13 protein-coding genes and 1 other RNA gene are annotated in these 12,445 nt (G+C 37.2%); 7 read left to right on the forward strand and 7 right to left on the reverse strand.

The window, feature by feature from the left end:
- Nucleotides 1-15 precede the first annotated feature (15 nt).
- The 4 genes from rny to FEE95_RS18700 form a co-directional block, all read right to left on the reverse strand.
- Complete coding sequence (gene rny, locus FEE95_RS18685) at nucleotides 16-1,584, reverse strand: ribonuclease Y (protein ID WP_138659542.1); 1,569 nt, start codon at nucleotides 1,582-1,584, stop codon at nucleotides 16-18.
- 50 nt (nucleotides 1,585-1,634) lie between these two features.
- A non-coding RNA gene (gene ssrS, locus FEE95_RS18690) (6S RNA) lies at nucleotides 1,635-1,744 on the reverse strand.
- Between the two features lie 53 nt (nucleotides 1,745-1,797).
- Nucleotides 1,798-2,094 carry a cell division protein ZapA gene (locus FEE95_RS18695; protein ID WP_138659543.1) on the reverse strand — a complete coding sequence of 99 codons (297 nt, stop codon included), beginning with the start codon at nucleotides 2,092-2,094 and terminating at the stop codon, nucleotides 1,798-1,800.
- Nucleotides 2,095-2,107: 13 nt separating this feature from the next.
- On the reverse strand, nucleotides 2,108-2,398 hold the full coding sequence (locus FEE95_RS18700) for a hypothetical protein (RefSeq protein ID WP_138659544.1): 291 nt from the start codon (nucleotides 2,396-2,398) through the stop codon (nucleotides 2,108-2,110).
- A 277-nt stretch (nucleotides 2,399-2,675) separates the two neighbouring features.
- Between FEE95_RS18700 and FEE95_RS18705 the strand changes: the two genes are divergently transcribed.
- Genes FEE95_RS18705 through FEE95_RS18715 form a run of 3 tightly spaced genes read left to right on the forward strand, consistent with a single transcriptional unit; the run spans nucleotide 2,676 to nucleotide 7,529 of the window.
- Nucleotides 2,676-4,370 (forward strand): M23 family metallopeptidase, encoded by a 1,695-nt coding sequence (locus FEE95_RS18705; RefSeq protein WP_138659545.1) that lies wholly within the window; start codon nucleotides 2,676-2,678, stop codon nucleotides 4,368-4,370.
- Between the two features lie 54 nt (nucleotides 4,371-4,424).
- The gene (locus FEE95_RS18710; protein WP_138659583.1) at nucleotides 4,425-6,845 is read left to right on the forward strand and encodes a TonB-dependent receptor; all 2,421 of its coding nucleotides are present in this window, start codon (nucleotides 4,425-4,427) and stop codon (nucleotides 6,843-6,845) included.
- A 21-nt stretch (nucleotides 6,846-6,866) separates the two neighbouring features.
- The gene (locus FEE95_RS18715) at nucleotides 6,867-7,529 is read left to right on the forward strand and encodes a hypothetical protein (protein ID WP_138659546.1); all 663 of its coding nucleotides are present in this window, start codon (nucleotides 6,867-6,869) and stop codon (nucleotides 7,527-7,529) included.
- Between the two features lie 4 nt (nucleotides 7,530-7,533).
- Here FEE95_RS18715 and FEE95_RS18720 read toward each other — a convergent pair whose 3' ends face one another.
- A complete protein-coding gene (locus FEE95_RS18720) occupies nucleotides 7,534-8,679 on the reverse strand; it encodes a cysteine desulfurase family protein (RefSeq protein WP_138659547.1) in 1,146 nt (381 codons plus the stop codon).
- A 116-nt stretch (nucleotides 8,680-8,795) separates the two neighbouring features.
- Here FEE95_RS18720 and FEE95_RS18725 point away from each other — a divergent pair, with 116 nt between their 5' ends.
- Nucleotides 8,796-9,311, forward strand: coding sequence for a hypothetical protein (locus FEE95_RS18725; protein WP_138659548.1), 516 nt, complete (start codon nucleotides 8,796-8,798; stop codon nucleotides 9,309-9,311).
- A gap of 14 nt (nucleotides 9,312-9,325) precedes the next feature.
- Here the strand turns inward: FEE95_RS18725 and FEE95_RS18730 are convergent, their stop codons facing one another.
- Nucleotides 9,326-9,868, reverse strand: a complete 543-nt coding sequence (locus FEE95_RS18730) for a Smr/MutS family protein (RefSeq protein WP_138659549.1) — start codon at nucleotides 9,866-9,868, stop codon at nucleotides 9,326-9,328.
- Between the two features lie 73 nt (nucleotides 9,869-9,941).
- On the opposite strand from FEE95_RS18730, the gene FEE95_RS18735 reads away from it, so the two are divergent.
- From FEE95_RS18735 to FEE95_RS18745, 3 genes are read left to right on the forward strand one after another with little or no spacing between them, the layout of a single operon-like run.
- Nucleotides 9,942-10,232, forward strand: a complete 291-nt coding sequence (locus FEE95_RS18735) for a DUF2752 domain-containing protein (RefSeq protein ID WP_138659550.1) — start codon at nucleotides 9,942-9,944, stop codon at nucleotides 10,230-10,232.
- Between the two features lie 20 nt (nucleotides 10,233-10,252).
- Nucleotides 10,253-10,588, forward strand: a complete 336-nt coding sequence (locus FEE95_RS18740; RefSeq protein WP_138659551.1) for a CCC motif membrane protein — start codon at nucleotides 10,253-10,255, stop codon at nucleotides 10,586-10,588.
- 9 nt (nucleotides 10,589-10,597) lie between these two features.
- Nucleotides 10,598-10,915 (forward strand): CCC motif membrane protein, encoded by a 318-nt coding sequence (locus tag FEE95_RS18745; protein WP_138659552.1) that lies wholly within the window; start codon nucleotides 10,598-10,600, stop codon nucleotides 10,913-10,915.
- A gap of 75 nt (nucleotides 10,916-10,990) precedes the next feature.
- Here FEE95_RS18745 and rocD read toward each other — a convergent pair whose 3' ends face one another.
- The gene (gene rocD, locus FEE95_RS18750; protein ID WP_138659553.1) at nucleotides 10,991-12,271 is read right to left on the reverse strand and encodes an ornithine--oxo-acid transaminase; all 1,281 of its coding nucleotides are present in this window, start codon (nucleotides 12,269-12,271) and stop codon (nucleotides 10,991-10,993) included.
- Nucleotides 12,272-12,445 lie beyond the last annotated feature (174 nt).

The following is a 12,445-nucleotide window of genomic DNA, read 5'->3' on the forward strand; positions in this document are numbered from 1 at the left end:
TATTGACGTCTATAATTACTTCGCAACGTTTACAGCTCTAGTCTCTCGTATAACTGTGACTTTAACCTGGCCGGGATAGGTCATATCGGTTTGAATCTTTTGAGAAATTTCAAAGGATAGTTCTGCAGCTTTATCATCACTTACTTTTTCACTTTCTACAATCACACGAAGCTCTCTACCTGCTTGAATGGCATAAGCTTTTTGAACACCAGGAAAGTTGAAAGCGACTTCCTCCAGGTCTTTTAAGCGCTGTATGTAAGAATCCATCACTTGTCTTCTTGCGCCTGGTCTAGCGCCACTAATAGCATCACAAACCTGAACAATTGGTGAAATCAATGTCTTCATCTCTATTTCATCGTGGTGTGCTCCAATAGCATTACATACATCTGGTTTTTCTCCATACTTCTCGGCCCATTGCATCCCTAAGATAGCGTGCGGTGTTTCAACCTCAGCTTCCGTATTTGGAACCTTACCAATATCATGAAGCAATCCAGCGCGTTTTGCAACTTTCGCATTCAAGCCCATTTCCGCTGCCATTACGCCACAAAGTTTAGCAACTTCACGTGAATGCTGCAGCAAGTTTTGACCATATGAGGAACGATATTTCATACGTCCTACAGCCTTTATCAATTCAGGATGCAAACCATGAATACCTAAGTCTATTATAGTACGTTTGCCTATATCAACAATTTCAGTTTCAATTTGCTTTTCGGTCTTTCTAACAATTTCTTCAATCCGCGCGGGGTGAATTCTTCCATCGGTAACCAATTTGTGCAAGGACAAACGTGCTATCTCTCTTCGAACAGAATCAAAACAAGAAAGGATAATAGCATCAGGCGTATCATCAACAATAATCTCCACTCCAGTCGCCGATTCCAAAGCACGAATGTTTCGCCCTTCTCGACCAATAATACGGCCTTTAACGTCATCAGACTCTAGATTAAATACGGAAACACAGTTTTCAACTGCCTCCTCTGTTCCTATGCGCTGTATGGTATTGATTATTATTTTTCGGGCTTCTTGTTGTGCGGTGAGTTTAGCTTCCTCCATAGTCGTCTGCAAATACGCCATTGCATCTGATTTTGCAGTTTCCTTTAGGGACTCCATCAACTGACCCTTTGCTTCATCCGCGGAGAGTCCTGAAATTACTTCTAACTGTTGTATTTGGCTTTTATGCAGTTTTTCTAGCTCAGATTGTTTCTTCTCGTAGAACTCAGCTTTCTTTTCAACATCTTTGATTTTGTTTTCTAACTGCTGGTTCTGATTTTTATTTTTAGCCAGTTCGCTACTAATTTGGGATTCCTTATCCCTAGTGCGTTTTTCGGCTTCCGCCATTTTTTTGTCCTTTCCAATAATTACTTTTTCATGTTCAGCTTTCAGCTCTAAAAACTTTTCCTTCGCCTGAAAAATTTTGTCTTTTTTGATATTCTCTCCATCTGTTTTGGCCGCTTTAAGTATAGCCTCTGCCTCTCGCTTCGCATTGGCTGTGGTTTTTGAAGCTTTGCCTTTTTCCATGAACTTAGCAATCACAAATCCGATTACGAGTCCTATTACTGCTCCTATTATTCCTGTTGTTATATCCATAGTTAGTATAGTTTGTTAATAAAAAAGCCCACATTGGAGAAGTTTTGTACAAACTCCAATAAACAGGTTTAGGGCTAACAGACTACTCAAGGTTCCTTGTACAAGCAAGGCATTCTTTTATAATCTAAACTCACCCTTTTTAATCAAATTAATGTTGAGTTTGTCAAAAATTATTACCAATGTGGGCAGTAACTTTATGCTATTTTAAAGAACTTATTTTATGCTAAGCTTTGAATTTACCAATTCATCCAACGCCTTTAAACGTTCAAGGGACTCACTAGTATCTTCAGATTGATCTATACCTTTCTGCTCGATTTTCGATGCAAATTGCAAGGCACACATTGCCAATACATCTTGCTTATCACGAACAGCATAACTCTGTTCAAATTTTTTGGCCAGTTGCTCAATGTTTTTAGCTGCTTTCCGCAACCCTTCTTCTTGTGAAGGGTCAATTGTCAACGGATATATTCTATCGGCGATAGAGAGCTTTATTTTGAGTTTTTCTGACATGCTATTTCAAACATTATTCGGCGAGTTGAGTGATACAATGGTCCAACTCTCTAATCAATGTGTTTATCTTCAGCTTAGCTTCTGTTTTGTTTGTATTACTGCCCAGCATCGAATTCGCAAGCTTTAGTGAATTATACTTTTCTTCCCACTCAGAGACCAGTTGCTGTGAACTATCTTTGTTATTTCTAGTGGCAATAAGTTCGTTCTCTAATTTAATATTCGTCTGTTGTAAGAGCTCTAATTTATGAAGCAGCTTACTTATTTTATTCTCAAGTGAATCAACTATTTTGACCAATTCGCTCATGCGTAAAACTCAATGCGTTTTAAACAAAGTTAACATACATTAAAGGACTTAGCAATAGTTTTTTTAATTATTCTTGAAGTAATACTTTAACGCCTTTAAAATCGTTAGTTAAGTGTTAAGGGGCCAATTAAAAGCTATATTTTTTCCAGATTGAATGCTACTATTTGCTTTCATCTGCTTAATTTTATGCCTTTTAGCGAATGTTAGACCCTATTTCTCAGGCTCAAACATTCTGCTACCAAAGTGATTCGCCCCATTTGTACCAACCTATTTTTCTATGATTAAAAGAGCATTTTTTTTATGGATTTTACTCGTTTCCCTGACCTTATCTGCTCAGGAAAAGTATCCAAAAGACGTATTTCGTTCGCCACTTGACATCCCATTGATTTTGGCGGGAACTTTTGGTGAATTGCGTTCCAATCATTTCCATTCCGGAATCGATATAAAAACCCAGCAAAGACAAGGACTTCCGGTATTTGCAATTGGTGACGGTACCATAACCAGAATAAAAGTATCGCTTTATGGCTATGGAAAAGTGCTGTATGTTGCTCATCCAAATGGATATACATCTGTTTACGGGCACCTTCAAAAATTTGGGCCAGAAATAGAGGAATACGTCAAAAAAGTACAGTACGACAAAAAGGCCTATGAGATTGAGGTTTTTCCAGATTACGGAGAACTCAAGTTAGAAAAGGGACAAGTTATCGCATATTCAGGAAATACGGGAGGCTCTTCGGGTCCGCATCTTCATTTTGAAATTCGAAGCAGTATTACTGAAAAACCCACGAATCCCTTATTCTATGGCCTTGAGGTGCGAGATGCTACAAATCCCGTTCTCGATAAGTTGTTCGTCTATCCTCTATCCAAAGATGCACAGGTCAACCAAAATGCTAATAAAGTTGAACTCAATTTTTCTAAACAAAAAGATGGTACATTTCTAGCGGATGAAGTTACGGCTTCTGGTACTATAGGAATTGGCTTCAAAGGATATGATCGGCAAGATATGGCCGCTAACCGAAATGGTATTTATTCGGTAGAACTAAAAGTAAATGGACAGACCTACACAGCATACGATTTTGAAACTTTCTCATTTAAGGAAACACGTTATATAAATACTTTTATTGATTATGATCATTACGGAAAATACCGTCAAAAAATTCAACAATGCTTCTTAACACCCAATAACCGACTAAGTATTTACAAGGCTTTAAAAAACGACGGTAAAATTAATCTAAAGGAAGGAATGAGCTATTCTATTGAACTTCTACTAAAAGATTTAGAAGGGAATTTGACCAAAGCCATAATTCCAGTAGAAGGAAAAAAAGAAGCTATAAAAATCCAAAAGCAAAGTCTTAAAACAGATACTTATGTTATCGCCAAAAAACCCAATAACTATGACCTTGGAGCGGCCAAAGTATACTTTCCGGCCAACACATTTTACAAAGATTTTTATATTGACTTAAAAAAAGACAACGACACCGTTACCATTCATAATAGTAGGGTTCCTGCGCATCGTAATTTCACAATTACTTTTGATACCTCTAAATACTCTAAAGAAGACCGCGAACAACTCTTTATTGCCCGATTGGATAAAAAATTGAAAGCAAGTTATGCATCAACCTATAAACGAGGAACTACTTTCACTACCCGGACACGGAATTTAGGAACCTATACCCTAGCTAAGGATACTACAGCACCCAAGATTCGAGCGAAAAACTTCAAAGAAAAACAATGGTTGAATAATTACAGTTATTTGAGCATTATGATTTCGGATGATTTAAGTGGGGTAAACACCTACTCAGCCACCTTAAATGGTGAATGGATACTAATGGAATATGAATCTAAAAAAAACACGCTTACCTATAATTTTGACGATAAGATTCTAAATCAAACCAAATGTGAACTTGTTGTGGTCGTAACTGACAACGTGGGGAACAGTACAACATTTACCAGCACATTCTTTAGAAAATAATCCCGTTTGAAACGCTCTAGATTCATTGTTGTTTTTCTAGTCCTATTTGGTTTCATGTCTGTAACAGCGCAGACAGCAACCATTACGGGCATTGTTTTGGATGAACAGAATACCCCCCTTACCGAAGTGAACGTGTCCATAGGTAGTGGAGGGACTTTTTCTGATGCCAACGGATTTTACATTCTCGAACTAATTGCCGATGTAGAAACAACCATTACATTTTCACATTTGGGGCACAAGAATGTGGTTTTGGAAAAATTGGTTTTGAAAACCAATGAAGCCTTTGAGTTCAACCCGGTAATGAAAACAGATGCCATTCAAATGGACGGTGTTACCGTATCACCAACCGGAGAAAAAAATACAGACGGAATTACAACCATCTCAAAAGATGTCATTCGGAAAATTCCCGGAGCTAATGCAGGGGTTGAAAACATATTGAAACTATTGCCGGGTGTCTCATCAAACAACGAACTTAGTACTCAGTATTCCGTAAGAGGTGGCAATTACGATGAGAATCTGGTATATGTAAATGAAATAGAAGTGTATCGCCCATTTCTGATTCGTTCTGCACAGCAAGAAGGTTTGAGTTTTGTAAATACTGATTTGGTATCTACTGTAAAATTCTCTCCAGGTGGATTTCAGGCTAAATATGGCGATAAGCTTTCTTCTGTTCTCGATATCACTTATAAAAACCCTATTGATATTGGAGCACAATTCGAAGCTAGTTTTCTTGGAGCCAGTGCAGCCCTGGAAACCGTTTCAAAAAACAAAAACTTCACAAGTGTTTCCGGTATTCGATACAGAGACAACTCCCTTTTAGTAAATAGCCAACAGACTAAGACAAATTTGAATCCGATATTTTTTGATGCGCAAACCTTTTTCACCTATCGCTTTTCGAAAAAATTCAACTTAAACTTTTTGGGCAATATTTCGCTCAACGATTATCAAAATGAACCTTTGAGCAGGAAGACCAATTTTGGAACACTTAATGCCCCAAAGTCCTTACTCATCAAGTATGAAGGACGAGAAAACAATAAATACGCTACCGAATTAGCAGCTGTAAAAGCGAATTATTTTCTTGATGATAATACCACTTTAAAACTAATCTCATCAATCTTTCATACAAGTGAACAAGAACGTTCTGATATTATAGCGAGTTACGAACTTGGGGAAGTAGATTCAAATTTAGGCAGTGAAACTGTCGGAGAGATAACGTCCTCAAAAGGTCTTGGTTCGCAATTCAATCGTGCTAGAAACGATTTAGATGCGCTGATTTTCAATTTAGAGCACAAAGGAAGAAATATCAAAAACCAACGTGTTTTGGAATGGGGAATTAAGTATACTCATGAAGATATCCGCGATCAATTGCGTGAATCTGAGTTTATCGATTCGGTCGGATTTTCAATACGACCCCCATTACCTGAATTTGTAAATAATCAACCTGAAGAACCTTTTGATTCTCCGTTAGAAGCTTATGAGTCATTGATTGCCAAGAATCTTGTAAAAACAAATCGATTCTCGGCTTTTGCCCAGTTTAGTGACAGAAACTTATGGAAAGATCACAATATCTATTACAACTTCGGCTTTCGGACGCATTATTGGAAGGTAAGTGGTCAGAATGTTTTAAAAACTGCACAAGTTGTTTTTAGTCCTAGAGCACAGTTCGCCATAAAACCAAATTGGGAAAAAGATATGCTTTTTCGGTTTTCTGCAGGGGTTTATCATCAACCCCCATTTTATAGAGAGCTACGTGATAACATAGGTACTATTCAGCCAAATGTAAAGGCACAACAGTCCATACATTTTGTGTTGGGCAATGAATATAGTTTCAATCTCTGGAACAGGCCTTTCAGCTTATCGACCGAAGCTTATTACAAAAAACTGAACAATGTAAACACCTATACCATAGAAGATGTTAGAATACGATATTTGGCAAATAATAATGCGAAAGCTTATGTATATGGAGGAGAACTGCGATTAAACGGAGCCTTTGTACCCGGAACAGAATCTTGGGTAAGTATAGGTTATTTAAAAACCGAGGAAAATAGCGATAATAGAGGTTACATTGCAAGACCCACAGATCAAAGACTTAAATTCGCGATCTTGTTTCAAGACTATATTCCTACTATTCCTGATGTGAAAATGTATTTGAACCTAGTTTATAATACCGGAGTTCCTGGTGGATCCCCTAGTTATGCCGATCCTTATATTTTTCAGAATAGATTAAGGGATTATAAACGTGCTGATTTAGGAATTTCCTATATTTTTGCAAATGAAAGCAAAAGTTACCCTAAAAACCACTGGCTTAACAAGTTCAAGGCTTTAAATGTTGGCTTTGAGGTTTTTAACCTATTCAATGCACAGAATTCCATCACCAATACTTGGGTTCGGGATGTAGATAGTAAGCAGCAATTTGCTGTACCTAATTTCTTAACAAGCCGTGTATTGAACCTTAGGATAAACGCTCGCTTTTAAAATATTTCGAAGCAAACTCTAATGATAAGAATTACCATTTTATACATATTTGTTTTAGTCAGCATTTCTTTGAATGCGCAAAAAAATATATATGAGAGTGATAAGTTCGACTTATTCAGTAAAGAGCATAATGTATTGGCTATTATGCCCTTTTTAACCAATTTGGATTTGAAAGATGATATTTCAAAAGAAGATTTGGAAGAACGTGAAAAAAAAGAAGGTCTGGCGGTTCAAAACGCCCTGGAGACCTATTTTTCTAAACGAAAAAGAAAGAAAAAATTTTCCGTAGAATTTCAAAATACGGAGGATACAAATGCCATATTGGCTCAAAACAATATTACCTACAAGAATATTGATGTATATACCATAAAGCAACTAAGTGAAATACTGAAGGTAGACGGAATTATTAGCGGAAACTTAGATCTCAACATTCTTCTTTCCAAAGGGGTTCCTGATGACTTTAGTTTTCTCGATTATTTTCTCGGCGATGCCAATTACGGCCGTATCGGAATCAAAATTAGTGATGGTACAACCGGAAAACTTCTCTGGAAATACGAAAAAGAAATCAATAAGAAATCAGGCAAAAACACTGATGATTTAATTGATCGGATGATGAAACTTGCCTCTCGTAAATTTCCATATGACAGGGAGAAAAGGAAAGACCGAAAAAGGGGAAAAGGCTAATTAATTACTTCTCTACAAACTCCTTTAAAACACCTATTGTATAATCCAATTCATCCTTGGTGTTGTACTTCGAAAAAGAAAAACGTAATGAAGGCTGTTTACGTTCTTCTTCACTCAATATTTCGTTGAGCACATGAGAGCCTTTACCACTTCCTGACTGGCAAGCACTACCCTGAGAGCATGCAATTCCCTTTATATCCAAATGAAACAAGAGCATTAGTGCCTTTTGCTGATCAACAGGTAAGCGCATATTCACCAAGGTGTACGTACTTTTCTCAATATCCCCAGAAAGACCATTGAATTGAACTCCGGGGATTTCCTTTTGCACTTTTTCAATAAAGTGTTTTTTCAAACCAATAACATAGGCCTTCTCTTCCTCCAAATTGTCGTAGGCATTAAGAAATGCTTCTTCAAGACCGACTATATTGTGATATGACTCGGTACCCGCTCTGCATCCACGTTCTTGAGCACCACCCGCAATCATCGGTTTTAATCCCGTGTTCTTTTTTATATATGCAAAACCTACCCCTTTGGGTCCGTGAAATTTATGCGCTGCGGCTGCCATAAAATCGACAGGTGTTTGTTCCATATCCCATGTAAAATGACCAATTGATTGTACGGTATCAGAGTGAAAAAGGGCATCATTATCCTTACATAATTTGCAGACTGCATCGATATCAAGTTTGTTTCCAAGCTCATTATTCACATGCATTAGACTAACTAATTTCTTGCTTTTGTCTTTCTTTAATAGTTCTTCTAAATGTATAAGGTCCGGTGAACCATACCCATCAAGATTAACATATATTACATGAACATTTTGTTTTTCTTCAAGTTCCTCAACAGTATGGGTTACAGCATGATGCTCTATCTTAGAGGTAATTATTGTCTTAACTCCTAAATCCCGCACTGCACAACGTAAAATCATATTATCTGCCTCGGTTCCTCCAGACGTAAAAATAATTTCCGAGGGATGGGCATTCATATGTTTTGCAATGGTTTTCCTCGCACTTTCAACTCCAGTCTTGGCGGATCTACCAAAACTATGAGTAGAAGAAGGATTGCCGTAAGTTGATAGCGCTTCCTGCATTTTACAAATTACACTTTCTCTCACTTGAGTAGTAGCGGCATTATCTAAGTAAACGTTTTTCATTTTCTAGTATTCTCGGAAAATTAGTTAACAAAGTTAACTAATTTTTTAGAATTAATAATTGCTAAAATTAGGCAAACTTAAACGTTAATCCTTTTAAATTAATTTAAATTTGAAATATGAAAAAAATTCTTTGCTTGGGCATATTGGCATTGCTCTTTTCCTGCGATGATGGTGATTTACAAATTGAGACTATTGATTTTGACAGCGCTACTATACAAAACTGTGATGCCGTTTCAGCCGAAACAGCCAATGTTCTCTTTAAACTAAACACTTCGGAAGCCCTAATTCTGGAATTACCCAGCGGAGCTATTAAAAATGAAGTATCTGACGGAGCAATCTCTACTGCTGTAACGGCTTCTGGCCCCGCCAGGGCAACTTACAGGACATTCTCTGACAATGTCTCCACGAATTATTTCTGCAATGATATTCCCTTAACAGAACCCACTGTTATTGAAGAAATAATAGCCCAAGGAGGTGAAGTACTAATTACAACTACCTTAAATGCAGATGGGGTAACATATGAACATGAAATTCGATTGAACACAATTTCATTCGTAACATCAAATGATTCACGTATTACAAATTTGGCAATTGATAATTTCGGTACGGTGACCACTACCTTATCAGAGTAGTTGTCTAATTGTAGCTAGATGTTCTGGTAGATGTAAACTTCTGTAGCTCCTAACCCATATTTTTGATAGTCCGCATCATAGTATTTCACATTTTCGTATCGACCAAAAAGATACTTCAATTCTTCTTTTAGCACGCCCTCTCCTACTCCATGAATAAAAACTACTTTTTGAATACGCTTACGAATGGCAAATTCTAATTGACGCTTTGCAGTTTCTAATTGTAGATTCAGCTTATCATAATTATTCATTCCTCTTTCAGAGTTCGTTATTTGATGTAAGTGGAGATCAACCTCCATTTTTGGCGCATTTCTTTCTTTCGATTTAACTGCTGATGATTTCTTTTTCTTGGGAATTTCTTTTTCTGGCTTTATTTGAGCTATCTCATAATTACTAACTTTAAACGAGCCTGTGACTTTTACCAAGTCAGAAGCTGAATATTCCATTGGGAAACCCTCGTCGGTCTCAATGGTTATTTCTAGACCCTTAATCCCCACGACAACACCTTTGATGATATCATCTATGGTTTCAACAGAATCTCCAATTTGAAAATCAGTCATGTATTTGTTTTAATTCCATAAAAATAATGGTATTTTTCGGAGGACTAATTGTTTAGTACAGAAAACGCATTATATGTTTTTGCTTTTGCAACTTGAGGATTACATGCTCCCTTGTTTTACAAAAAAAATTATAGGTATCGATTGCCCTGGTTGTGGTTTGCAGCGTTCTGTGGCTTTTCTATTTCAAGGAGATTTTTTAGCAGCTTGGGAAATGTATCCGGCAATTTTTGCAATTTTACCTCTTTTTGTTGTTTTGGCTTTGGACCGGTTTTTCCAAATTAAATATGCCAACAAAATCACTATTTTCTTAGTGATAGCTACTGTAGGATTAATTTTGACCAACTATATTTTAAAATTTATATAAATAAAATACCCTTTCAAATTATGGAACAACAAAAATTACCTAATGTAACAGTTATTATCGTTCTAGGCATTGCATCAATTATATTCTGTTGGTGCTACGGAGTGCTTGGTTTACTTCTTTCAATAGTAGCCCTTGTATTAGCTGCAGGTTCGAAAAAAGTTTATCTGGAGGGCCCAGAAAATTATTCTGACTATGGAGGCTTAAAGACGGGAAAAATAATTGCAATCATCGGCTTGATTTTGAATGTTCTTGTGCTTCTATTTTTTGTTTGGATAATTTCAGCTTTAGGTTGGGATGTACTCCAAAGCGGAGATGAGGAGTTGATAATGGAAAGAATGGAAGAATTATTAGGTTAAAAAAACACTATGAACAATCAACAACTACCCGGTGCAAGTAACGCACTTACCTTTGGAATTATATCAATAGTTGCGGCTTTATTCTGTTGTGGCCCCTTCGGAGCGATATTCAGTTTTATAGGTTTGTCAAATGCAAAAAAAGCAGAACGTGCCTATGAAGCGGACCCCGATGGATATGCAACTGGTTTGGATAATGTGAAAACGGGAAAAATTCTGTCTTACATAGGTATTGGACTATCAGTTATTATGCTAATTATCACCATTATCTATTTTGGTGTGATCATAGCTATGATTTCGACAGGCAATTTTGAAGGCTCAGATTTTTAACAACTAAACGTATAAAAAAATGCCCGTGGTTGAAAAAGACTACGGGCATTTTTGTATGAATAAAGTACATAAGAGTTATTTCTCAAACTGCTGAAGTGTTCTTGTGATTATTGAAATACAATCCAACAATTGTTCTTTGTTCATTACCAAGGGGGGTGCAAAACGGATGATATTACCGTGAGTTGGTTTTGCAAGGAGTCCGTTTTCCTTCAAGGCCATACAGATATCCCAAGCAGTTGAGCTTTCTTCGGTATCATTTATTAAAATTGCGTTTAGTAAGCCTTTACCTCGAACAGCGTTTACAATAGTACTGCCTTCAACAAACTTGTGTAACTCTGAACGGAACAATTCCCCTAGTTTAAAGGCGTTTTGGGCCAATTCTTCATTTTTGATAACATCTAAAGCGGCCATTCCTACTGCCGCTGCAATAGGATTTCCACCAAATGTGCTTCCGTGGTTTCCAGGTCGAATAACTCCCATTATATCATCATTGGCCAATACAGCTGAAACAGGATATGCACCTCCAGAAAGGGCCTTTCCTAGAATTAATACATCCGGCTTTATCTCTGGCGTTCCACTACAATGTTTATCAGCACAAGAACAATTGCCACAGGTAGCTAATAAGCGACCCGTACGGGCAATTCCTGTTTGGACTTCATCAGCAATAAATAAAACACCGTGTTTTTCACAAAGTGCCTTAGCTCCTGCCAAGTAGCCTTCTGATGGAACATAAACTCCGGCCTCACCCTGAATAGGTTCAACTAAGAATCCCGCTACATTGGAATTGTTCTCTAAGGCTTCTTCTAACGCTTGAAGACTATCGTATTCTATTTTTATAAACCCTTCCGTAAACGGACCAAAATTCTTTCGTGCTACAGGGTCGTTTGAAAACGAGATTATAGTTGTAGTACGACCGTGAAAGTTATTTTTACAAACAATAATCTGCGCTTGGTTTTCAGGTATTCCTTTTTTCTCATACGCCCACTTACGACAGATTTTTAAAGCCGTTTCCACAGCTTCCGCTCCCGTATTCATGGGCAATAACTTATCAAACTTAAAAGTCTCGGTTGCATACTTTTCAAACCTCCCAAGAACATCATTGTAGAATGCCCTGGAAGTAAGTGTTAAAGTTTGTGCCTGATTTACCATTGCACCAACGATTTTTGGGTGGCAATGCCCTTGATTTACCGCCGAATAAGCAGATAAAAAGTCATAGTACTTTTTTCCCTCAACGTCCCAAACAAATACACCTTCTCCTCTACTCAAAACAACAGGTAGCGGGTGATAATTGTGTGCTCCGTACTTATCTTCCAATGCAATCGCACCTTCAGAAGTGATTTTTTCTAAAACTGACATGATAAAAAATTACTTTGCGAGATTATAACGTAACAATCTCTGGATAAAACTTCAGTAATTCCTTCTGTACCTTTTTCCTTTCGAATCCCGAAAGCTCGGGACGAAAATTCAGCGTAGGAGAGAAATCATCCTTGTGGAATTGTAAAATTACGAAAAAGAACAGAAAATATAATC

The organism is Maribacter algarum (ex Zhang et al. 2020) (assembly GCF_005885635.1).
GTDB classification, from domain to species: Bacteria; Bacteroidota; Bacteroidia; order Flavobacteriales; family Flavobacteriaceae; genus Maribacter_C; species Maribacter_C algarum.